At 56.0% G+C, this 22,568-nt stretch carries 23 protein-coding genes and 1 tRNA gene; 11 read left to right on the top strand and 13 right to left on the bottom strand.

The window, feature by feature from the left end:
* Positions 1–44 precede the first annotated feature (44 nt).
* Genes GS636_RS01705 through GS636_RS01690 form a run of 4 tightly spaced genes read right to left on the bottom strand, consistent with a single transcriptional unit; the run spans position 45 to position 3,190 of the window.
* Entirely contained in the window at positions 45–1,091 is a 1,047-nt protein-coding gene (locus tag GS636_RS01705; RefSeq protein WP_171668230.1) for an ATP-binding protein, read from the bottom strand.
* A gap of 28 nt (positions 1,092–1,119) precedes the next feature.
* Positions 1,120–1,644: a gamma carbonic anhydrase family protein gene (locus GS636_RS01700; RefSeq protein WP_171668229.1), complete on the bottom strand. Its 525-nt coding sequence runs from the start codon at positions 1,642–1,644 to the stop codon at positions 1,120–1,122.
* The gene (gmk, locus tag GS636_RS01695) at positions 1,641–2,282 is read right to left on the bottom strand and encodes a guanylate kinase (protein WP_171090030.1); all 642 of its coding nucleotides are present in this window, start codon (positions 2,280–2,282) and stop codon (positions 1,641–1,643) included. Before gmk ends, GS636_RS01700 begins: the two co-directional genes overlap by 4 nt.
* 17 nt (positions 2,283–2,299) lie before the next feature.
* Positions 2,300–3,190: a YicC/YloC family endoribonuclease gene (locus GS636_RS01690; protein ID WP_171668228.1), complete on the bottom strand. Its 891-nt coding sequence runs from the start codon at positions 3,188–3,190 to the stop codon at positions 2,300–2,302.
* A gap of 244 nt (positions 3,191–3,434) precedes the next feature.
* Here GS636_RS01690 and GS636_RS01685 point away from each other — a divergent pair, with 244 nt between their 5' ends.
* Positions 3,435–4,109: a PAS domain-containing protein gene (locus GS636_RS01685; RefSeq protein ID WP_171668227.1), complete on the top strand. Its 675-nt coding sequence runs from the start codon at positions 3,435–3,437 to the stop codon at positions 4,107–4,109.
* Between the two features lie 61 nt (positions 4,110–4,170).
* Here the strand turns inward: GS636_RS01685 and GS636_RS01680 are convergent, their stop codons facing one another.
* A complete protein-coding gene (locus GS636_RS01680) occupies positions 4,171–5,541 on the bottom strand; it encodes a class II 3-deoxy-7-phosphoheptulonate synthase (RefSeq protein ID WP_171668226.1) in 1,371 nt (456 codons plus the stop codon).
* Positions 5,542–5,710: 169 nt separating this feature from the next.
* On the opposite strand from GS636_RS01680, the gene GS636_RS01675 reads away from it, so the two are divergent.
* Positions 5,711–6,715 carry a GlxA family transcriptional regulator gene (locus GS636_RS01675; protein WP_171105248.1) on the top strand — a complete coding sequence of 335 codons (1,005 nt, stop codon included), beginning with the start codon at positions 5,711–5,713 and terminating at the stop codon, positions 6,713–6,715.
* Here the strand turns inward: GS636_RS01675 and GS636_RS01670 are convergent.
* Positions 6,712–7,809, bottom strand: a complete 1,098-nt coding sequence (locus GS636_RS01670; protein ID WP_171668225.1) for a PQQ-dependent sugar dehydrogenase — start codon at positions 7,807–7,809, stop codon at positions 6,712–6,714. The two genes, GS636_RS01675 and GS636_RS01670, sit on opposite strands and share 4 nt — an antisense overlap.
* Before the next feature lie 155 nt (positions 7,810–7,964).
* On the opposite strand from GS636_RS01670, the gene GS636_RS01665 reads away from it, so the two are divergent.
* The 7 genes from GS636_RS01665 to GS636_RS01635 all read left to right on the top strand — a co-directional run bounded on the left by GS636_RS01665 (position 7,965) and on the right by GS636_RS01635 (position 14,012).
* Positions 7,965–9,146, top strand: a complete 1,182-nt coding sequence (locus tag GS636_RS01665; RefSeq protein WP_171090017.1) for an ABC transporter substrate-binding protein — start codon at positions 7,965–7,967, stop codon at positions 9,144–9,146.
* Positions 9,147–9,252: 106 nt separating this feature from the next.
* A complete protein-coding gene (locus GS636_RS01660) occupies positions 9,253–10,041 on the top strand; it encodes an ABC transporter ATP-binding protein (RefSeq protein ID WP_171174031.1) in 789 nt (262 codons plus the stop codon).
* On the top strand, positions 10,038–10,871 hold the full coding sequence (locus GS636_RS01655) for an ABC transporter ATP-binding protein (protein WP_171090013.1): 834 nt from the start codon (positions 10,038–10,040) through the stop codon (positions 10,869–10,871). The genes GS636_RS01660 and GS636_RS01655 overlap by 4 nt, the downstream gene beginning before the upstream one ends.
* A 2-nt stretch (positions 10,872–10,873) precedes the next feature.
* Complete coding sequence (locus GS636_RS01650; RefSeq protein WP_171668224.1) at positions 10,874–11,257, top strand: hypothetical protein; 384 nt, start codon at positions 10,874–10,876, stop codon at positions 11,255–11,257.
* The gene (locus tag GS636_RS01645; RefSeq protein WP_171668223.1) at positions 11,257–12,267 is read left to right on the top strand and encodes a branched-chain amino acid ABC transporter permease; all 1,011 of its coding nucleotides are present in this window, start codon (positions 11,257–11,259) and stop codon (positions 12,265–12,267) included. The genes GS636_RS01650 and GS636_RS01645 overlap by 1 nt, the downstream gene beginning before the upstream one ends.
* On the top strand, positions 12,264–13,577 hold the full coding sequence (locus GS636_RS01640; protein WP_171668222.1) for a branched-chain amino acid ABC transporter permease: 1,314 nt from the start codon (positions 12,264–12,266) through the stop codon (positions 13,575–13,577). Before GS636_RS01645 ends, GS636_RS01640 begins: the two co-directional genes overlap by 4 nt.
* Positions 13,578–13,757: 180 nt before the next feature.
* Positions 13,758–14,012 carry a hypothetical protein gene (locus GS636_RS01635; RefSeq protein WP_171183191.1) on the top strand — a complete coding sequence of 85 codons (255 nt, stop codon included), beginning with the start codon at positions 13,758–13,760 and terminating at the stop codon, positions 14,010–14,012.
* Between the two features lie 32 nt (positions 14,013–14,044).
* Here the strand turns inward: GS636_RS01635 and GS636_RS01630 are convergent, their stop codons facing one another.
* The gene (locus tag GS636_RS01630) at positions 14,045–15,592 is read right to left on the bottom strand and encodes a helicase HerA-like domain-containing protein (RefSeq protein WP_171668221.1); all 1,548 of its coding nucleotides are present in this window, start codon (positions 15,590–15,592) and stop codon (positions 14,045–14,047) included.
* 450 nt (positions 15,593–16,042) lie between these two features.
* On the opposite strand from GS636_RS01630, the gene GS636_RS01625 reads away from it, so the two are divergent.
* Positions 16,043–16,651 (top strand): invasion associated locus B family protein, encoded by a 609-nt coding sequence (locus tag GS636_RS01625; protein WP_171090001.1) that lies wholly within the window; start codon positions 16,043–16,045, stop codon positions 16,649–16,651.
* Between the two features lie 63 nt (positions 16,652–16,714).
* Here GS636_RS01625 and GS636_RS01620 read toward each other — a convergent pair whose 3' ends face one another.
* Genes GS636_RS01620 through GS636_RS01605 form a run of 4 tightly spaced genes read right to left on the bottom strand, consistent with a single transcriptional unit; the run spans position 16,715 to position 20,955 of the window.
* Positions 16,715–17,923, bottom strand: coding sequence for a beta-ketoacyl synthase (locus tag GS636_RS01620; RefSeq protein WP_171668220.1), 1,209 nt, complete (start codon positions 17,921–17,923; stop codon positions 16,715–16,717).
* Between the two features lie 8 nt (positions 17,924–17,931).
* Positions 17,932–18,189: an acyl carrier protein gene (locus GS636_RS01615; RefSeq protein WP_171089997.1), complete on the bottom strand. Its 258-nt coding sequence runs from the start codon at positions 18,187–18,189 to the stop codon at positions 17,932–17,934.
* Between the two features lie 32 nt (positions 18,190–18,221).
* Complete coding sequence (lpxD, locus tag GS636_RS01610; RefSeq protein ID WP_171668219.1) at positions 18,222–19,313, bottom strand: UDP-3-O-(3-hydroxymyristoyl)glucosamine N-acyltransferase; 1,092 nt, start codon at positions 19,311–19,313, stop codon at positions 18,222–18,224.
* A gap of 34 nt (positions 19,314–19,347) precedes the next feature.
* Positions 19,348–20,955 (bottom strand): murein L,D-transpeptidase, encoded by a 1,608-nt coding sequence (locus tag GS636_RS01605; RefSeq protein WP_171668218.1) that lies wholly within the window; start codon positions 20,953–20,955, stop codon positions 19,348–19,350.
* Between the two features lie 355 nt (positions 20,956–21,310).
* On the opposite strand from GS636_RS01605, the gene GS636_RS01600 reads away from it, so the two are divergent.
* Positions 21,311–21,880: a DUF882 domain-containing protein gene (locus GS636_RS01600; RefSeq protein WP_171089991.1), complete on the top strand. Its 570-nt coding sequence runs from the start codon at positions 21,311–21,313 to the stop codon at positions 21,878–21,880.
* Positions 21,881–21,944: 64 nt separating this feature from the next.
* Here GS636_RS01600 and GS636_RS01595 read toward each other — a convergent pair whose 3' ends face one another.
* Positions 21,945–22,277: a hypothetical protein gene (locus tag GS636_RS01595; RefSeq protein WP_171668217.1), complete on the bottom strand. Its 333-nt coding sequence runs from the start codon at positions 22,275–22,277 to the stop codon at positions 21,945–21,947.
* Positions 22,278–22,446: 169 nt separating this feature from the next.
* Positions 22,447–22,523 (bottom strand) — tRNA-Arg (locus tag GS636_RS01590).
* Positions 22,524–22,568 lie beyond the last annotated feature (45 nt).

The following is a 22,568-nucleotide window of genomic DNA, read 5'->3' as shown; positions in this document are numbered from 1 at the left end:
GGCTTTGCAAAAGTAAGCTGCGCGAGGTTCGGCCCGACGAGGGGCTAAGTTGGCAAAATCACCGTGAAAACAGAGCCTTTACCAAGCTCGCTTTCAACACGCAGCCGGCCCCGGTGGCGATTGACAATATGCTTGACGATGGCAAGCCCAAGTCCGGTTCCGCCCAATTGTCGGGATCTGTGGCTGTCTGCGCGATAGAATCGCTCGGTCAATCGTGGAAGGTGAATCGGATCAATACCGGGGCCCCGGTCGATGACTTGTACGCGCACTGACGGGCCCCGCATTGCTGTGTCCCGGTCCATAGACAAAACACGAACCAAAACATTTCCGCCGCTGCCGCCATATTTTATGCCGTTCTCGATCAGGTTGGTGAAAACCTGACGCAGCTGGTCACTGTCGCCGGTCACTGAGACCGGACCGTCCTGAGCCTCAAGCGTCAGGTCTACGCCTGCATCCTCGGCAAGCGGACGAACAGAATTCAGAATGGATTGTAACAGCCCGGTAAGTTCCAGTTGCTCACTGGGTCGCACGCGTTCTTCACTTTCGACGCGGTTGAGCGACAACAAATCACCGACCAAACGGTTCATCCGGTTGGCTTCATCTGTCATGATCTGGAGAAACCTGTCGCGTGCGCCGGGATCATCACGCGCCGGTCCGCGCAGGGTTTCGATAAAGCCCATCAACGCCGTCAGTGGAGTGCGCAGCTCGTGACTGACATTGGCCACGAAATCCCGACGCATTTGACTGGCATGTTCCAGATGGGTGATGTCCTGAAACGTGGCCAGGATGGCACCGCCGGACACAGCACCAATCCCGTTCATATAGCGGCACTCAACTTCGAATGTCGTGTCCTGCGCGCCGTCATTGGACAGGTGACGCGTCTTTTTCGTGCTCTTGGACTGAAGACTTTGTTCGATGGCTTCCAATACCTGAGGTTGCCGCAGGATCGTGGCGAAATGCCGACCGACTATATTCAGGCCAAGCAGGGTCGTTGCATCGGTGTTTGCAGCTATTATCCGTTCTGTCTGATCCACCATCAGCGCAGGCATCGGAATAGCTCGGACAAATTCGTCTAACAGGTCGGTGGACATAACTTACATCTCAATTGGCTCGGACGCCTTACGAGACGGGTTTTAAAGTTTTGCGAAACTTGCTCATGTTTTCCTGATAATGCAGCGCGCTGAGGGTGATGCGTTGCGCCGCCGCGTCGTCCAATTGACGCACGACTTTGCCCGGCGCACCCATGACCAGCGAATTATCTGGAATTTCCTTACCCTCGGTGATCAGGGCCCCTGCCCCAATCAGGCAATTCCGCCCGATCTTGGCACCGTTCAGAACAATTGCGCCCATGCCGATCAAAGAGTTGTCGCCAATGGTGCACCCATGCAGCATTACCTTGTGCCCGATCGTGCAATTTGCACCGATGGTCAAAGGAAAGCCCGCATCGATATGCATGACGCAGTTTTCCTGAACATTACTGCCTGCGCCGACACGAATTTCTTCATGATCGGCGCGGATCGTGCAGCCAAACCAAACCGAGGCACCCTGCTCTAACACCACTTTGCCGATCAGGTTGGCATCAGGTGCGACCCATGTGTCCTCGTGAATCTCGGGCGTATGATCCCCCAGCGCGTAAATGGTCATGACAGGCCCTCGAATTCGTTTTGCAGTTTGCGCACATGCTGTTGCAGCTTTGGTTGCTGGATGCGGCGCATTCGCTCGGCGCTGACAATGGTCTTAAGCTTTTCTTCTGTCGCCTCAAGATCGTCATTGATCAGGACATAGTCGTAGTAGCCCCAGTGGCTGATCTCATCCCAGCTTTTGAGCATCCGCTTACCAATCACATCATCGCTGTCCTGACCGCGGGTCTCAAGACGGCGACGCAGTTCGGGGATCGACGGTGGCAGAATAAAGATCGACAGGGCATGTTTGCCGAGGTCAGAGTTTCTGATCTGCACCTCACCTTGCCAATCAACATCAAACAAAACGTCCTTGCCGGTGTTGATCGAATTGCGCACGGGTTCCGCCGGTGAACCATAGAAGTTTCCGAAAACATGGGCGTGCTCCAGCATCTGCCCTTCGGCAACCTGCTGCTTGAACTCGTCCTCTGACAGAAAGAAATACTCGCGCCCATGTTCTTCACCGGGGCGCGGTGCGCGGGTCGTGGCCGAGATCGAGAATTCCAGATCCGTATCCCAGGCCATCAACCGTTTGGCCAATGTGGATTTGCCCGCCCCGGACGGAGATGACAGGATGATTAAAAGGCCGCGGCGATCCGCCATGTCAGTTGTTCCCATACTCATTCTACGTTCTGCACTTGCTCGCGCATTTGATCTATTACCGCCTTAAGCTCAAGCCCAACCGCCGTCAGGTCCGAGCTTTGGGCCTTTGAACACAGTGTGTTGGCCTCACGGTTGAACTCCTGCATCAGAAAATCCAGTTTGCGGCCAACGGCGCCGTTCTGCCCCAACAGATCGCGCGCGGCTGTGACATGCGCCGCCAATCTGTCGATCTCTTCCGTGATATCGGCTTTGACGGCGATTATAGCGAGTTCTTGTGCTACGCGCTCGGGATCCGCACCCTGAGAATTGTCCAGAACCCGTGCCAGATTTTCCCGTAGGGCTTCTGCCATCTTGTCCTTGCGATTTTCCGCCAGCTCAGCTGCCTTCGCGGTCAAAGTGGCGACCTGATCCAGTTGCGTGTTCAGGACAGTAGTCAATGCGTCGCCTTCAGCCCGGCGCATGTCGAGGAAGGCGCTTACGAGCGTGTCAAATTCCGCAGCAAGATGCGCAACCAATGGGCCTGGATCATCTGAGTCCGAACCTGCATCCAGCATCCCCTTTAAGGCCAACAGGTCTGATGCCCGCGTTGGTGCCAAAGAAATTCCGCGCGACGACGCCATCTGCTCTGTCTGCTCAAGCGCGGTCAGCGCCGCGTTCATGGCGGTTTCATTCAGGACTAGGTCCGGGGCCGAGTCTTCGCGGCTCAGACGCATCGACAGAGTAACATTTCCGCGGCTGAGGGATTTGGACAGTTTTGCCCTCAATGCGGCTTCTAAACCTGTCAACCAATCCGGCACGCGCAGGCGCATATCAAGGCCCTTGCCGTTAACGCTGCGCAGTTCCCACGTCCAGCTATGTGGCCCGTGCTGCCCCTTTCCCGAGGCAAACCCGGTCATGGATCTGATCATTCCTGCCCTTTCTAGCGGTTCTGCAACCTCAAACATCTGCTGCACCTAATGCTATAGGCCGGTGCAGAGCAAGTATTTGCTGACGTGGCAATTGTTTGGTGCGGGTTAACCATTCGTCAAAGAATTGCTCCAAAATTGAATTAACCCGAGTCACACTGCCCAAAGCAATGGGTTGCAGGCCGCAGATGCTCCCGATGTGTTGCATTTTAGGAAAATGGCGGCCTTTTGGCGTAAGGGTAAGAAGATGAAAACCTTTTTCGGGATTGGTTCCGGGTCAGAATTTGGAAAGATCGTCGCAATGGATCGCTTTGACAATGGGCGCAGCCTTTCGCCGATCCGCCAGGCCGAGGCGTATTGGACCGCGTTGCTGGGCAGTGACAGCGTTCCCATGCGCTCTCAGATCGATCCGCGCGGTTTGGAAAACATCCTGGAATACACGTTTATACTAGAGCGTATCGCGCCCGGTCTTACCCGGTTTCGTCTGGCCGGAAGCCATTTAAACGCGCTTGCGGGGATGGAAGTGCGGGGCATGCCCTTGACCGCGTTCTTCCAGCCCGACGATCGCGCGGGGGTCAAAGATGTGCTTGAGCAGGTGTTTGCTGCGCCCGCTGCTGCAGAGTTGGGGCTGATCTCGGGCGGAATAATGGGTCGCGCACGGATGCAGGCTCGAATGATTTTGCTGCCGTTGAAAAGTGATCTTGGCGATGTCAGCCGCGTTTTGGGTGTGATGGTCGCTGACGGAACTATTGGTAAAACACCTCGACGGTTCTCAATCTCGGACACGCGGGTCAAGCCGGTTGCTGATATTCAGACCCCGAGCCCTGTAGCACCACAACCTGTTCAAGGGTTCGCGGAAGACGAAGGCGAATTCAAACGCCCTGCCAATCACTTGCGATTGGTGGTGTCACGCGACAACTAACGTTTCACAAAACGAAAAACAGCGGACCAATGGCCCGCTGCTTCAATTGATTTACGACCGTTTAGCTGGCGGCGCGTTTGCTGCCGTTGCGGCGTAGGTTTGTCAGCTCTTCGGCCACGAGGAAGGCCAGTTCCAGCGACTGGGACGCGTTCAGACGCGGATCGCAGGCGGTGTGGTAGCGATCCGACAGATCCTCTTCGGTTACCGCGCGCACGCCGCCGGTGCATTCGGTTACATCCAGACCGGTCATCTCGAAATGCACGCCACCGGGGATGGTGCCTTCGGCCTGATGCACGCCAAAGAAGTCACGCACCTCGCGCAGGACAGAATCGAACGGACGGGTCTTGTAACCCGTGGCCGATTTGATCGTGTTGCCGTGCATCGGGTCGCAGACCCAGGTAACACTGGCGCCTTCTTCCTTCACGGCTTTGACCAGACGCGGCAGGTGCTCACCTGCTTTACCCGCACCAAAGCGCGCGATCAGGGTCAGGCGACCCTCTTCGTTTTCGGGGTTCAGTTTGGACATCAGAACCTTGAGGTCTTCAGCCGTCGTCGTCGGGCCGCATTTCAGGCCGATTGGGTTCAGAACGCCACGGCAGAATTCCACATGAGCACCGTCCGGCTGACGCGTGCGGTCGCCGATCCAGATCATGTGTCCAGACCCTGCCAGCCAGTTGCCCGATGTCGAATCCAGACGTGTCAGCGCCTCTTCATACTCCAGCAGCAGTCCTTCGTGGCTGGTGTAGAATTCGACGGTCGAGAACTCATGCGTGGTGTCCGCAGTGATCCCAGCCGCACCCATGAAGTCGATGGTGTCCTGAATACGATCCGCGACCTCAGAGTACTTCTGCACATCCTGCTCATCCGTAAACCCAAGGGTCCATGAATGCACACGGCTCATATCCGCGAAACCGCCGGTCGAAAAGGCCCGCAGCAGGTTAAGCGTGGCCGCTGCCTGCGTATAGGCCTGAAGCATCTTAGCCGGATTCGGGATGCGCGCTTCGGGCGTGAAGGCCAGTTCGTTGATGATGTCACCACGATAGCTGGGCAGTTCCACACCATCCAACACCTCGGTTGGTGCACTGCGAGGCTTGGCAAACTGTCCCGCCATACGGCCGACTTTGACCACCGGCACTTTTGCGCCATAGGTCAGAACCATTGCCATCTGCAGCATCACCTTAAAGGTGTCACGGATCGCATCCGCGCTGAATTGTTCAAAGCTTTCAGCACAATCCCCGCCTTGCAGCAGGAAGGCCTCGCCGCGACCGGCGGCACCCAGGTGTTGTTTGAGACGCCGCGCCTCACCGGCAAAGACCAGCGGGGGATACTGTGAAAGCTGAGCCTCGACTTTGGCCAGAGCGGCCGCGTCGGTATAGTCTGGCATCTGAACCCGGGGCTTGTTGCGCCAGTTCGTTTTTTGCCATTCGGTCATAGCTTTGATCTCCGCTGAAGTGTTCAGGTGGCCTCTATACAAAAAGCTTTGAAGAGTGACCATATCCCATTTGCGCCTCTTGACGGCGCAAACAAGCTTTGATCATGGTGAGTTCTAAATCTGTCGCTGGATACGGCCGTATTCAGCGCCGAAGTAAGGACAACCCGCCATGCAAGTGCAACGCCAGGCAGTCACAGTGGAAGACGCTGAGGCCATCCCGCGCCATTATGTTTTTGTTCTTCTGGACAAGTTCTCGTTGCTGTCTTTTGCCTCGGCCCTTGATAGTTTGCGGATCGCAAACCGTATGGCGAACCAGGAATTGTATACTTGGACGCTGTCGGGCGAAGGCGGTGAAACCGTGACATGCTCAGCGGGAACCGAATTCAAGCTGGATACGGATCTTGAGGAGCTGCAACGCGATGATGTGGTTCTGATCTGCGGCGGCGTGGACGTTCAAACAGCGACCACCAAGCGCGTTCTGAACTGGCTTCGGCGCGAAGCGCGCCGAGGGCTGCGAATCGGTGGGCTGTGCACCGCAGCCTACACGTTGGCCAAAGCCGGTTTGCTCGACAACAAGAAGGCAACGATTCATTGGGAAAACTCGGACAGCTTTGTCGAAGAGTTTGACGAGGTAGAGCTGACGAAATCGGTGTTCCAGATCGACGGTAGCCGCATGACAACTGCGGGCGGAACATCCTCGATCGATTTGATGCTGAAACTGATTGCGGATGATTTTGGGGAAGATCTGGCAAATGCGGTGGCGGACCAGATGATCTATTCGTCGATCCGGACGGATCAGGACACGCAGCGCCTTTCGACACCGACCCGGATTGGTGTGCGCCATCCCAAACTCAGCCAGGTTATCCTGATGATGGAAAAGAATATCGAAGAACCGATTTCACCTTCGATTCTGGCCAAGGATGTAGGAATGTCGACCAGACAGCTGGAGCGTCTTTTCCGCCGTTACCTTAGCCGTTCGCCAAAGCGCTATTATATGGAGCTTCGACTGCACAAAGCACGGAACCTTTTGATGCAGACGGACATGAGTGTGATCAACGTAGCGCTTGCCTGCGGGTTTGCCTCGCCCAGTCATTTCTCAAAGTGCTACCGCGCGCACTACAACACCACCCCCTACCGTGAGCGTGGGGCGCAAAGCGGTCGGTTGTCAGTTTAACCCTGGGGTGCCATTCGGTACACGGCACCCTTCCCAACCGAAATGAACCAGATCGATCCATCCGGGGCCTCGACAATGTCGCGCACGCGCTCAGTCTCGGGGCCCTTGATTTGCTCGACTTCGCGCAGCGGGTTGCCTGCAAGTCGGGCGATATAATCAAACTTCAACGACCCAACGAAAATGTCGCCTTTCCACTGCGGCCAAAGTTTACCGGAATAGACCAGCAGACCAGAGGGTGCGATGGAAGGGTCCCAAAACAGTTTCGGCTGTTCCAATCCGGCCTTTGCGGTGCCCTCGCCAATCTTCTGACCAGAATAATGCGTGCCATAAGAAATGACGGGCCAGCCGTAGTTTCGACCCGCGCGCGGTTGGTTAACTTCATCCCCGCCACGTGCACCATGTTCTGAAATCCATAGCCGCCCCCGCGCATCCAGCGCGGCCCCCTGAGGGTTGCGATGCCCAAAAGACCAGATTTCGGGTTTGACGTTCGATTGCCCGACGAATGGGTTGTCAGCTGGGATAGACCCGTTCCGATTGATCCGAATGACCGAACCCATCGGAGATGACCTGTCTTGCGCGCTGTCAGGCTTTCCACGATCGCCGATCGTTACAAACAACGTTCCGTCCCGTGCCTCAACGACGCGGCTGCCAAAATGCCTGCCACCTGATCCGCCGGGCGTGGCCTCGTAGATCACGCGCACATTGGTCAGGCGTTTTCCGTTCTCGGATAAGCGCGCCACAGCGACCGCTGTTCCAGCCCCTCGGTTTTGAGGTTTTGAGAAGGTCAGAAAGACCTCGCGACTTTGCGCGAAATCGCGGGGGATCGTCACGTCGAGCAGTCCGCCCTGCCCTGTGGCAGCGACTTTGGGAACACCGCGCACCGTGTTGGCCTTACCGTTCCGGACGAACAGCAAATCACCGTCCCGCTCGGTTACCAGGAACGTCCCGTCCGGTAGGATGCCCACCGCCCAAGGTGTGTCCAGACCACCAACCATTTGGGTCACTTCAATGTTCCCGGCGGATGTCGGCAGGGTCTGTGCCGCGGCTGAAACAGCGCTGAGCGAGAGAAACAGAATCATAAAGACACGAAACATGCTGGTCCCTTTCGGTGACGGTCACGGAAGAATTTCTAGCAAAACAGTTAGTTTCCCGATCAGCAAAAACACGTTTGCGTTAGGACTTTTCTTTTTCCGGCAGCTTGCCTAGGGTCAGGGCCAGAACAAAGTTGTTCATAACAGGGAGTAACCGTATGAAAAAGCTGCTTACAGCAACTGCAGCAACTGCACTTCTGGCCGGCGCGGCCATGGCAGACGATGTGAAACTGGGTATTCTGATCGGCTTTACCGGCCCGATTGAATCTCTCGCACCAGCAATGGGGTCCGGTGCCGAGTTGGCAATTGCCGAAGTCAACGAGTCCGGCAAGTTCATGGATGGCGCCACCGTCTCCGGTATGCGTGCCGACACGGGTTGTATCGATAACGGCCTTTCCACCTCGAACGGTGAACGCATGATCGCGGACGGTGTTGCCGGTATCATTGGCGGCGATTGCTCGGGCGTGACCGGTGCGATTTTGCAGAACGTTGCGATTCCAAACGGCATGGTCATGATTTCGCCTTCGGCGACATCTCCGGGCCTGTCGACAATGGAGGACAATGGTCTGTTCTTCCGCACCGCCCCGTCGGATGCACGTGAAGGCCAAGTTATGGCTGACATCCTCAAGGATCGCGGCATCGAATCGATCGCCCTGACCTATACCAACAATGACTATGGTAAGGGTCTGGCGGATGCGATCCAGTCGTCGTTCGAGGCCGCAGGTGGCGAAGTGACCATCGTGGCCGCGCATGAAGACGGCAAGGCGGACTATTCCGCTGAAGTTGGCGCACTGGCGTCGGCAGGTGGCGACATTCTGGTTGTCGCAGGCTATCTGGACCAGGGTGGTCTTGGCATCATCCAATCGGCGCTGGACAGCGGTGCATATGACACATTCGGTCTGCCGGGCGGCATGATCGGTGACTCGCTGCCGGCCAATGTCGGCCCCGACCTGAACGGTTCTTTCGGTCAGATCGCGGGTGCGGGTGGCGAAGGTCCTGAAAAGTACTTTGCTCTGGCCGAAGCTGCCGGTTTTGACGGCTCTTCGCCGTACTCGCCGGAATCCTACGACGCTGCTGCGCTGTTCATGTTCGCCATGCAGGCTGCGGGATCGACCAATCCGGCCGATTACGCAGGTAAGGTCATGGAAGTAGCCAACGCACCGGGTGAAAAGATTTATCCGGGTGAGCTGGCCAAGGGGCTGGAGCTTTTGGCCAACGGTCAGGACATCGACTATGTCGGTGCGTCTGGTGTTGAGCTGATCGGCCCCGGTGAAAGCGCCGGTTCCTATCGCGAGATTGAAGTGACCGACGGCGAAAACAAGACCGTAAACTTCCGTTGATCAAACGTAAAATACCATAAAAACAAGCAGCCCGGGCCTTGTGTCCGGGCTGTTTCAATGACAAAAGGCTGCACCTCGCGACGCGAGGCAAAGGCAAGGGGATAACATGATCGTCGTCGAAGACGTGCACAAGCATTTCGGCGGATTTCACGCGGTGGACGGGGCATCGCTGGAAATCCAAAAAGGGTCGATCACCGGCCTGATCGGGCCGAACGGTGCAGGAAAAACCACTCTGTTCAATGTGATCGCGGGCGTTCTGCCACCTACCAGCGGCAAGGTCTTTATGGATGGTGAGGATATCACCGGCCTGCCCCCGCATGAGCTGTTTCACAAGGGATTGCTGCGCACCTTCCAGATCGCGCACGAGTTTTCCTCGATGAGCTGCCGTGAAAACCTGATGATGGTGCCCGGTGCGCAATCGGGTGAATCGCTGTGGAACACCTGGTTTGGCCGCAAGCGCATCGCGGATGAAGAACGCGCGCTGCGGGCCAAGGCCGATGAGGTGCTTGAGTTTCTGACCATCGAACACCTGGCCGACCACAAGGCGGGTCAGGTCTCGGGCGGGCAGAAAAAGCTGCTGGAACTTGGCCGCACCATGATGGTCGACGCCAAGATCGTGTTTCTCGACGAGGTCGGTGCCGGTGTGAACCGTACGCTGCTGATGACGATTGCCGACACCATCCTGCGCCTGAACAAGGAACGCGGCTACACCTTCGTGGTCATCGAGCACGACATGGATTTCATCGGCAAGATCTGTGACCCGGTTATCTGTATGGCCGAGGGCAAGGTTCTGGCCGAGGGCACTCTGGACGAGATCAAAGCGAATGAGCATGTGATCGAGGCTTATCTGGGCACCGGCCTGAAGAACAAAGACAAGCTGGAGGCAGGCGCGTGAGCGACAATCCTTACCACGACGACAAAGGGAACAAGGACGCGTCGATCACCAACACGCACGGTGTTGGCACGATGACGCCTGCGCATCCCAAAAGTGGTGAAGCACAATACGTTGGTGGCGGCGGCCCCTTTCTGATTGGCGACACGATGACCGGCGGCTATGGCAAGGGCCCGGACATCCTGCATGATTGCACCATTGCGGTCGACAAAGGAGAAATCGCGGTTATCGTTGGCCCCAACGGAGCGGGCAAGTCAACGGCGATGAAAGCCGTTTTCGGAATGCTGGACGTACGTGCCGGTTCGGTTCGGCTGGACGGCGAAGACATCACCAAGCTGTCACCGCAGGACCGCGTGATCAAAGGCATGGGCTTTGTGCCGCAGACCTCGAACATCTTCACGTCCATGACGGTGGAAGAGAACCTGGAAATGGGCGCCTTCATCCGACGTGACGATATCACCGAGACGATGGAGCAGGTCTATGACCTCTTCCCCATCCTGCGCGACAAGCGCAATCAGGCCGCCGGAGAGCTGTCAGGCGGTCAACGCCAACAGGTCGCCGTGGGCCGCGCGTTGATGACTCAGCCCAAGGTTCTGATGCTGGACGAACCCACTGCCGGTGTGTCTCCCATCGTGATGGATGAGCTGTTTGATCGGATTATCGAGGTTTCGCGTACTGGCTTGCCGATCCTGATGGTCGAACAGAACGCCCGTCAGGCACTGGAGATCGCGGACAAGGGATATGTGCTGGTTCAGGGGCGGAATGCCTATACCGGCACAGGCAAAGAACTGCTGGCCGATCCTGAGGTTCGTAAGAGTTTCTTGGGGGGGTGAGGATGAAAGTTTTGGCCCTCATGGCAGTTCTTTCTGCCAATACCGGTGCGGCCACCGCACAAGACGTCACGAGATGTAAGCTGGAATACACGTGTGTTAATGTAGATGCATGTCAGACAACCAAAACGGGTCTCGGAGTTGATTTCGACTTTGTAACCTTGCCAGACAACCAGCTTCGTTTTGACCTTGGAGATGACAGTTTGCCGTTGCTAAAGGTCCAGCAAGTGACCGATGACTTGATGACCGCACATGGCTGGGATTCTGATCGATCAGCATCTTACACCTTCAGCTTGTTCGCTGATGGGATTGTCGCGTACACGACCTACGTCTTTGTAGGCAAAGGTATAAGCCTGACCGGCCTTGGCCGCTGCGAGGTAAATAGCTAATGGACTTCCTTAACGCCCTTGTGGCGCTCTCCAACTTCGTCCTTGTTCCCGCAATCGCCTATGGCAGCCAGTTGGCGCTGGGGGCTTTGGGGGTGACGCTGATCTATGGCATCCTGCGGTTTTCGAACTTTGCCCATGGCGACACGATGGCCTTTGGCGCAATGATCGCTGTTCTGGTCACGTGGGGCTTACAAGCCGCCGGGGTCAGTTTTGGGCCGCTGCCAACTGCTCTGCTCGCCCTGCCCTTTGCCATTCTGGGCTGTATCGTTCTGGTGCTGATCACTGACCGGCTGGTTTACAGGTTCTACCGGGAACAAAAGGCCAAACCGGTGATCCTCGTGATCGTCTCGATGGGCGTGATGTTCATCATGAACGGCATCGTGCGCTTTATCATCGGGCCGGATGACCAGAGGTTCTCGGACGGTGCACGGTTCATTATCTCGGCGCGCGATTTCAAGGCACTGACCGGACTGCGCGAGGGATTGGCGATCAAAACTTCTCAGGGCATCACCGTGATCGTGGCCGTTGTCGCCGTGGCGTTGCTGTTCTGGTTCCTCAACAAGACCCGCACCGGCAAGTCCATGCGTGCCTATTCGGATAACGAGGATTTGGCGCTGCTGTCCGGCATCAACCCCGAGCGTGTGGTGATGATCACATGGATCATCGTGGCCGCATTGGCGACCACAGCGGGAGTGCTGTACGGTCTCGACAAGAGCTTTAAGCCCTTCGTCTATTTCCAACTTCTGCTGCCAATCTTTGCGTCGGCCATTGTGGGCGGGCTTGGCAACCCGCTGGGTGCCATCGCAGGCGGGTTCATCATCGCGTTTTCCGAGGTGACCATCACCTACGCTTGGAAAAAGGTGCTGACCTATCTGGCTCCGGAAAGTCTGGAACCCTCAGGCTTGGTCCAGTTCCTGTCCACCGATTACAAATTCGCCGTCAGCTTCGTGATCCTGCTGATCGTGCTTCTGTTTAAGCCCACGGGCCTGTTCAAGGGGAAAGCGGTATGACCGAGTCTGTCAAGAACACGCTGCTTTTTGCTGTTGTCGCCAGTTTGATCCTGCTGACAGGTTTCACCCAAAGCTGGAATACCGCCATTCTGATCCTGAACATGGGGTTGATCTCGGCCATCATGGCGATTGGGGTCAACCTGCAATGGGGCTTTGCGGGCCTGTTCAACGTAGGTGTGATGGGCTTTGTCGCGCTTGGCGGTCTGGCCGTGGTGCTGGTGTCAACACCGCCTACGCCGGGGGCCTGGAGTGCGGGCGGTTACGGGATTGTTTTGTCACTGCTGTTGGGGGCTGCGACCGTTGTTGCCGCTGTTCTGGTGGCGACCAAGATGCCGAAAGGTCGGGCTCAGACCCTGACCATCATCGCAGTTCTGGTTGTTGGGTTCTTCATTTACCGTGCTGTGTTTGACCCTAATGTTGCTGCAGTCGAAGCTATCGACCCAGCGATTGCAGGTAATATCGGCGGTCTGAACCTCCCGGTTCTGCTGGCCTGGCCCGCCGGTGGATTGCTTGCGGCGGGCGCTGCCTGGCTGATCGGTAAAACGGCTTTGGGTCTGCGGTCGGATTATCTGGCGATTGCCACGCTGGGTATTGCCGAGATCATCATTGCCGTAATGAAGAACGAAGACTGGCTGGCCCGGGGCGTTAAAAATGTCTACGGCATTCCGCGCCCGTCCCCTGTTGTCGGTTACGAAGTTGAACTGCAACAAGATCCGGCGTTTCTGGCGCGCGCGGAATGGTTCGGGCTTGATCCGGTCACAGCCTCTACCCTTTCGGTCAAACTTGGTTATTCGCTGCTGTTCCTGATCGTCCTGCTGGCGTTGCTGTGGATGGCCCAGATGGCATTGAAAAGCCCGTGGGGCCGCATGATGCGCGCGATCCGTGACAATGAGGTCGCGGCCGAGGCAATGGGCAAGGACGTGACCCGCCGCCACTTGCAAATCTTTGTTCTAGGGTCGGCCATTTGCGGGATCGCAGGGGCCATGATGACCACGCTGGACGGTCAGCTGACACCAAGCGCCTACCAGCCTCTGCGTTTTACCTTTCTGGTCTGGGTGATGGTGATCGTTGGCGGTTCGGGCAACAATTTCGGCTCTGTTCTTGGGGCATTTCTGATCTGGTTCCTGTGGGTTCAGGTGGAGCCAATCGGCCTGTGGCTGATGAACCTGATCACCGCAGGCATGCCGGATGGAAGTTGGCTAAAAGCGCACCTGATCGAAAGCTCTGCCCATATGCGCCTGTTCACTATGGGTCTTATCCTGTTGATTGTTCTCAGATTTAGCCCAAGGGGCCTGATACCTGAGAAATAGGATCAAACGATAACCAATTCGTGAAACCGCGCCTCCAAAGGGCGCGGTTTCTTGATTCCCTAACGGTTTCTGAATACACGAACCCACCGCAGTGTTTTTCTTTTGCGGTCTGTTGCTGGCACTCACACCCGCCCAAGCCGATCTGAAACGATCATTCAAACGTGTTGATAAGAGTAAAAAATGAAAGCACCACGCTTCGGAACTGTTTTCCTGCTTTCGGTTGTTGCCGTTACAACAGCCGCCTGTATTCCCAGACCAGAAGATCTTGAGACAGCACCTGTCAAGGTTCAGACCCCCGAGGGCGTTGTGACCTGTCAGTTGTACCGCCAGGACCGGGTAACATGGGATCGCGCCATCGATTTCCCTGCAACCAAAATGTCAGTCCCGCAGGCAGATGCCTATTGCCGCCAGGAAGGTCAGCGCCGGTTGAAATGATTACGTCGGCGCCCTTCATGGGCGCCGCGCCGCTATCTGTTTTTGAACAGACCGCCCAGAATACCGCGCACAATGCGACGCCCGGTTGTTCCCTTCAGCTCTTTGATCACAGCGTCTGTCATTGCAGTTGCGAACGTGTCTTTTCTGCGCTGCACACGTGAAGACGACCGCCCGACCCGACTGCCAGAATATCTGCGAGCCGCGGAAAACTCGCGTTCCATTGGCGATTGAGCTTCCAGCACATCATCCAATTCCGCTTGCTCTGCAGCTTTTGCGGCCGCCTCGGCACGCGCCTGCAGAATCTCAAAGGCAGATTTGCGATCTATACTTTTGTCATATTTTCCTGCCATCGGGGACGCCGCCAAAATCGCTTTGCGATCAGCGCTAGAAATCGGCCCCAGCTGAGATCCCGGAGGACGAATCAAGGTGCGTTCGACAATGCCGGGAACCCCTTTCTTTTGCAGCATCGAGGTCACGGCCTCACCAACGCCAACCTCTCGGATCGCAGCTTCGGTGTCGAAAGCCGGGTTCTCTCGGTACGTTTCGGCGGCCATACGCAGGTTCTTACGGTCACGCGCTGTAAAGGCCCGTAGTGCGTGTTGGACACGATTGCCCAGTTGGCCCAGAATGTCTTCGGGAATATCCGCCGGGTTTTGCGTGATGAAATAGACGCCAACGCCTTTTGAACGGATCAGTCGTGCCACCTGTTCAACCTTGTCCACCAAAACCTTTGGGGCGTCGTCGAACAGCAGGTGCGCTTCGTCGAAGAAAAAGACCAGCTTTGGTTTTTCGGGGTCGCCAACTTCGGGCAGTTCTTCAAACAACTCACTCAACAGCCAGAGCAGGAAGGTTGCATAGAGCCGGGGTGAGGCCATCAGTTTGTCCGATGCGAGGATGTTCATCATCCCCTGCCCGTTTTCGTCAACACGCATCAGATCAGCCAGATCCAATGCCGGTTCGCCAAACAATTTGGTGCCACCCTGATTTTCAAGCACCAACAATCGTCTTTGAATTGCGCCGATCGAAGAGGTCGACACGTTGCCATAGCGCAGGGACAGCTGCGCGCGATTTTCTCCGATCCAGACCAGCAATGCCTGAAGGTCTTTAAGATCCAGTAGCGGCATCCCTTCTTCATCAGCCACCCGGAAGGCGATGTTCAGAATGCCTTCCTGCGCTTCGCTCAGTTCCAGCAGGCGCGACAACAGAAGCGGTCCCATCTCTGTAACGGTTGTGCGCACCGGGTGGCCCTGTTCACCAAAAAGATCCCAGAACGTCACGGGGCAAGCAGCATAGTTGAACGTCGAAAACCCGATACGTTCAACGCGGTCCATTAAGGCCTGATGCAGTTTGTGCGACGCGCTGCCAGCCACGGCCAGACCGGACAGGTCGCCTTTTACGTCGGACAGAAACACCGGGACGCCCGCTTGTGAAAACCCTTCGGCAAGTATCTGCAGTGTCACGGTTTTACCCGTTCCTGTCGCACCCGCGATCAATCCGTGGCGATTTGCGAAGTTCAACGCCAATTCCTGCGGTGTGCCATACCCTTCACCACCGCCGCCCAAAAAAATAGTCTTGCCCATTAACACTGCCTTATAGCTCACCGATCCGTGACCAGCATACAAAGTTAACCTTTGACTGCGATAGTCCTTTTGCCTTGCGGTGGTTTTTTGATCTCGCAGGGCAGACTTCCTCCCTGTCGACTGGCCGTGCCTTCGGGCACGGCTTTTTTTGCCTGCGCCAACACATGTTCAAGTGCTGAGGGTTGGATTAAAATTTCAGGATAGCTGTTGACCCACCGGCACCGCTCTCGTAGGGTTTGCGCATAAATAAGTCGGCCAGTCCGACGGGGAGAACCTTTTGAGGAAGGGAGCTGATAAAACGGCTCCCTTTTTCTATGTGTGGAAGGGCCTTTTCTAAAGCGTCGGGCAAGAATCTGTTCACGTTCCTCCGGGCTGCTCTGTTAGTGCCTGACACCGGTTCGGAAGAATGCTAAACGAGGCCAAAAGCTCAATCATCAAATCGAGGCATTCATGATCAAGAAACTTCTCTCCGCGAATGTACTGGCAGCCGCCTTTGTAAGCAGCGCGGCATTTGCCCAGGAAACCACTGACGACACACAAGCGCAGACAGAGGTACCCCAGACCCAAGCTACACAGGAATTGGATCTGGGTGAAAGCGGCCCCCGCGTTGGCGACCAATACGTCAAAGAAGAAAGCGGTGACTGGAACATCACGTGCTTAAAGACCGAAGGAGACAATGATCCTTGCCTGCTGCGTCAAATTCTGTCTGGTGCCGAGGGACAACCGGTTGCGGAAATCTCAGTCAACAAACTGCCCGAAGGTGCTACAGCCGTTGCTGCCGCCAGCCTGATTGTACCGCTTGAGACATTGCTGCAGGCCCAAATTGCCATATCCATCGATGGTGCACCCAGCAAAAGGTACAACTATCATCACTGCAACCCCGTGGGCTGCGTGGCGCAGTTGGGCTTTACCCAAGGCGACATCGACGCAATGAAGGGGGGCAGCACGGCCACTATTTCTATGGTGTCCATCCTAGCCCCCAATCAGCTCTTGCAAATCGAAATGTCGCTGGCCGGTTTCACCAGTGGTTACGACAAGCTGGACGTCTTGCAAAACTAAGTGCACGCCACAAAAAGGCCGCCCGTTCCGTGGCGGCCTTTTCTATTTGAGCGTCGTTTTTTCTTAAACTCGCTTCAGCGCCAAGACAGCATTCAGCCCGCCAAAGGCAAACGCATTGCTCAGGGCCACGTCAACTTTCGCTTCACGGGCGACATTCGGCACCACATCCAGCGCACATTCCGGGTCCGGCTCTTCATATCCGATGGTTGGTGCAATCACCCCGTCCCGCAGGGCCATGATACAAGCCAGCAATTCCACAGCTCCGGTCCCACCGATCAGGTGGCCGTGCATGGATTTTGTGGACGATATCATCAGATCATCTGCATGCGGTCCAAATACATCTGCAACGGCTGCGCACTCGGTTTTGTCATTGGCTGCCGTGCCTGTGCCGTGGGCGTTGACATAACAGACATCGCTGGCGTTCAGCCTGGCATCAGACAGAGCGCCCGCCATGGCCCGCGCGGCCCCCTGTTTACTGGGCATCACAATGTCGGCCGCATCCGAAGACATCGCAAAGCCGACAACTTCACACAGAACTTCAGCCCCGCGTGCGCGCGCATGTTCGTATTCTTCGAACACAAATATGCCAGCCCCTTCGCCCTGAACCATTCCGTTGCGGTTGGCGCTGAACGGGCGGCACGCGTCTTTGGACATCACGCGCAAGCCTTCCCACGCTTTGATCCCGCCGAAACACAACATGGATTCTGACCCGCCTGTGATCATCGCCGGAGCCGCCCCGCTGCGCACCATCTGAAAGGCTTGTGCCATGGCGTGATTGGAAGAGGCACAAGCGGTCGAGACGGTAAAGCTGGGCCCTTTGAGGTTATGCTCCATCGACACGTGGCTCGCCGCGGCATTGTTCATCAGTTTGGGAACAACAAACGGGTGCACACGGTTCTTACCATCCTCGTAGACCGAACGATAATTGTCATCCCAGGTCGAAACACCGCCACCTGCGGTTCCAAGCACGACGCCTGATCTGGCCGCCAATTCACCGTGAAACTCGATGCCTGACTGTTCAATAGCCTCTTTGGCAGCCGTCAGGGTGAACTGAGTGAACCGGTCGTACAAGGACATCTGTTGACGGTTGAACCGCCCTTCCGCCTCGAACCCCCGGACCTGACCGCCGATCTTGATGGCCAGACGATCGACATCGCGAAATTCCAGTTCCGAGATGCCACAACGACCTTCGCGCATGGCCTCCAAAGTGTCAGGTACCGAATGGCCCAGAGAGTTGATCGTACCTGCGCCGGTAATAACAACACGTTTCATGAGGCAGGTCAGACCTTTTCCGACACAAGCTGTTCGATCCCGGCAATGATGGCGGCCACATTGGAGATATCGAAATCATTGGCTTCAGGCTCGTTGGCATTGAACGGAACCGAAATGTCGAACTCTTCTTCGATTGCAAAGATGCTTTCTACCAGACCCAGGCTGTCGATACCCAAGTCCTCAAGCGTGCTTTCGGGCGTCACATCCGATGGCTCCAGCACGGCCTGCTCTGCAATGATTGCGATGACGCGGTCGCTGATGCTCATGTCGGTCCCCTGACTTTCGTTCTGAGGATGATTTAATCACTCGGCGACTGTTTGAAAACAGCCTTTTTAAGTGCCTCAACGTCGCGGGCCATGCGCGGTAAACGGCGTTGGGCTTTGTAGATGTCCGTATGAGTATCCATTTTGATGCCCGGATAACCCATTATGACGCGGCCTGCCGGTACGTTAGACAGAATTTTTGTGCCTCCACCGGCAATCACACCGTCACCAATAAAGATGTTATCAACGACGCCAGTCTGACCACCCAGAACAACGTTATTGCCAATCTCGACAGACCCCGAAACACCGGTCTGACCACACAAAAGGCAATCGCGCCCCACACGCGTATTGTGCCCCACATGTACCAAATTATCCAGTTTCGAGCCGTCTCCGATCCGGGTATTGCGGATCGTGCCGTTGTCGACAGTGCAGTTTGATCCGACCTCGACGTCATCACCGATCTCAACCGCGCCCAAAGAGTGGATGCGAAGCCAGCTTTGTGCTTTGGCCTCGCCTTGATCACCCATGGTCTTGCGGGCGTTCTCAGCGCCAGAGACTTCGGGGGTGACAAAGCTAAAGCCATCGCCTCCGATCCGGGCACCAGGTTGCGCGACAAAGCGGTCTCCGATTTGCGCGCGGGCACCGATACTGACCATCTCGCGCAGCAACGCACGCTCTCCCAGTGTGGCATCGATGCCGATCGTGCAATGCGCGCCAATCACAGATCCCGCCCCGATCCGGGCGCGGGCACCGACAACTGTAAGAGGCCCGATAGAGACATCTGCAGCAATCTCTGCCGTCGGATCAATCACAGCCGACGGGTGAATTCCCGGCTCTACCCCTTGTCCACGATCCAGCATGGCAGTGATGCCCGCCATGGCCATACGGGGACGTTTGACAAAGATCGCCGCACGTAGCCCCATACCCTGCCAATCCGCGCCCTCCCACAAAACCGCAGCGCGGGCCTCTCCACCTGAAAGCGCGTCAGCGTAATTCGGAGACATCGCCATCGCCAGATCTGTCGGACCAGCATCACTGGGTTCAGCAGCCCGCACAATCGTCAGGCCTGTATCGCCCCGGCAATCTGCGCTCAGAGCGTCGGCGATTTGTTGAACGGTAAACTGCATGACGGGTTTCCTTTTGGCAGGATTTGCCCCGTGCTTACCCCTGAACGTCCGGCAGGGCTACCCCTGCCTTTTGAAGTGCGTCCCAAATCTTGGCATCGCGGTTATAGACGTCGCGGCGATACTGCACCTCGCCCTTCGGCCCGATATAGGCGGTGCGATAGATCAGATGCACTGGCACATGCTGGTCCAGTTCAACTTTGGTTTCCTTGCCGGTCTTGAGAACACGGTGAAAGAACTCCTTGGGGTCTTCCTCTTGTTTTGCCAGCAGCGCATAGGCGAATTCGAAAGGTTGCGCCAAGCGTATACACCCGTGCGAGAACGCCCGCACCTCACGTGCGAACAGACTTTTCTGTGGTGTATCATGCAGATAGATGTTGTACTTGTTGGGGAACATGAACTTCACCAAACCCAGCGCGTTGCTTTTGCTGGGGGGCTGGCGCATTGCAAACGGGAAGTTTCGCGCCGTGAACTGAGTGAAATCCACAGCCCCACGATTAACCTGCCGCCCGCTGCGGTCAGTGATTTGAATATGCCCCACGGCGTTAGGATTGGACTGCAGTTTAGGCAGGTATTCCTTGGTGATGATCGAGCGTGGCACATACCAGCTGGGGTTGATCACCATATGCTCCATCACATCCGAAAACTCGGGGCTGCGGCGATCATGTGTGTTCTTGCCAATCACCGCGCGGGTTTCAAACGTAACCTGCCCGTCATCGACGATCTTGGCCGAGAAATCAGCCTGGTTCACCAGAATATGACGCGCACCACGCTCTCGCGGCAGCCAGCGTTCTCTTTCCAGCGCGACATAGACTGCCTTTAGGCGGTCCGAGGCCGGACGGTTCAACTCGGTAATTGTGCCTTGGCCAGCGACACCGTCAGGTTCCAGCCCATGCGCCGTTTGAAAAGCCTGAACGCCAGCCAGCAGCGCATCGTCAAAAGACGGGCTGGCCGACGGTCTCATGTACCCCATTGCCACAAGACGATTGCGCAGTTTGACGACATTCGGCCCGGTGTCACCATACTCTAGTTTCGCGACCGGTACCGTCGCCCCCCAACCACCTTGATCCACCAAAGCTTGCAACAGCAGCTTTTGTTTCATCAGCGCGCGGTACTGTGGGGTTTGCGGCGACAGTTGTTCCAGATATTGCGCGCCTTGCTCCGCCAACCCTGACAAATGCTCGGCTGCGCTTCGGTGCTCCACTCCCCGAACCAGTCCGTCGTCTACACGCCCAGGTTCAAGTGTGCCGGAATACAGCGCATCAGCGTATTCTACATACACCCGGCTGAGTTCGGCCTCGACCGCGCCAAGGTCACGAACAGACCGGGCCTGTTCCATCTGATCAATCAATGCCGAGACGGCAGCATCTGCATGGGGCAAACCGTGAAGATGTGCGTTGGACAATGCTTCAATCAACGCGGTCCTGCGTTGCATATGCTCAGGGGTTTCACCTACCCAAATTGGAGCGAACCCGTTCGTCCGGTAAAACTCGGCAATTGTCGATGCCTGCGGCGTGTGTTCCGCAATCGCCATTTGAAACGCTGTATTCGGTTCGGGCGCAGACGCTGTGTTCGCAAAACCAGCGGTTGCTGCAAAACAAGCGGTGACAAGGATACTGGTACTGGTGCGGAAAACAGAAAGCATTACGGGGCCTTGAATATTCAATAGATTGAACTTGGGACATGTGCGTCAGGCAACTATGGATTTGCCATCGATTACTTGTCTATTCACAAATCCCTTACCAAATCGCTTCTGATGATGTCTGATGCGTGTTTGCATCGGCCGGTTGGCAAAAACCTCACAGCTGCACAAATTCTAAGTGGCACTGTGTCATTTGCGCAAAAAACTGCCGAAATTTCCCCCTTGAAAAGGTGAATCCGAAACACTTCTTGGCCCCTGATTCCGATTGTGTCATAAAAACCGCATCTGGGATGGGAAAAAATTAATACCGCGCGCGTAACATCGTGCGCAGGCAGGAACAGTACGGGACGAACCAAAAATGACCAAGAGCAGTTCCTCGGGCTTGACCCGGCGTGCCCTATTGGGTGCATTTGCAGCTACCGCAGTCGCGGCAGCCCCCACATATTCCAATGCAGCAGGCTTTTTGCGCGGTGGCGGCGATATTCGTCGCATTCGTATGTATTCCGGTCGCACGGGCGAACGGTTGGATATGATCTATTGGGTCGATGGTAAGTATATCAAAGACGCTGTCAAAGAAGTGAACCATTTTATGCGCGATTGGCGCACAGATCAGGTTAAATCCATCGATTTGCGCACGATTGATATCATGGCGGCATCACACAACCTTCTGGATGTGAATGAACCGTATATGTTGCTGTCCGGTTATCGTTCTCCTCAGACCAACGCGATGTTGCGTTCCCGGTCGCGTCGCGTTGCGCGCAAATCCCTCCATATGGAAGGTCAGGCTGCTGACCTGCGTCTGGCGTCTCGCTCAGTCTCGCAGATGGCCAAAGCCGCGATGTCGTGCCGTGCAGGTGGCGTAGGCCAATATTATGGATCGAATTTCGTTCACATGGATTGCGGAGTTGTCCGTTCTTGGCGCGGTTAAAACGCAAACCAAAACGGGTCTCGCATATCTGAAACGCTTGTAGCAGGAATACTGGTTTTACCTGCTATATCCCTGCATCTCCTCCTCCACCGCCTGCGTCACCACCTCCGGAGTCGCTAGTTGATGGAGCTTCGGCAGTCGAGCTGCCAGTCTCACGCGTCTTTTCCTTGTCGACATCCGATTCAACATTAGACGCAGACACATTGTTGCTCTCTGCTTCATCTTCGCTGTCTGAATCGTCGTCGGTCAGCTTGCCAAGAATGAATGCAAGCACCACACCGGCAATAACCCAGCCAATAACGCTGGGGAGTGAATAACCCGAAATAACAGTACAGCCCAAAACCGCAACTATTACGACCACAACGATAAACATTTTTTTTGAAGAGATGACTTGCACGTTCTTTCCTCCATCAAAGGTGACGCGAACCAACCCCATCGGGAAAGTGTATCGCAAAACGTGCTGATAGAGAAATTTACGCTTTAATGAGAGTGTCTGAGGTCGTTCTTAAAACTTGGCGAAACCGAAAACTGGTCCGATCCAAAACGGTTGAGTAAATGTAGGAAAATGGCGCACCTGAGAGGATTCGAACCTCTGGCCTCTGCCTTCGGAGGGCAGCGCTCTATCCAGCTGAGCTACAGGTGCCTTGGTCGTTAGCTAACCTTGATCCGGTTCGGGTGCAACTGGAAA

This window comes from Ruegeria sp. HKCCD4884 (assembly GCF_013110855.1).
Lineage (GTDB): Bacteria > Pseudomonadota > Alphaproteobacteria > Rhodobacterales > Rhodobacteraceae > Ruegeria.
Note: the sequence above shows the minus strand (reverse complement) of the source record. Positions and strands in the feature narration are given on the sequence as shown.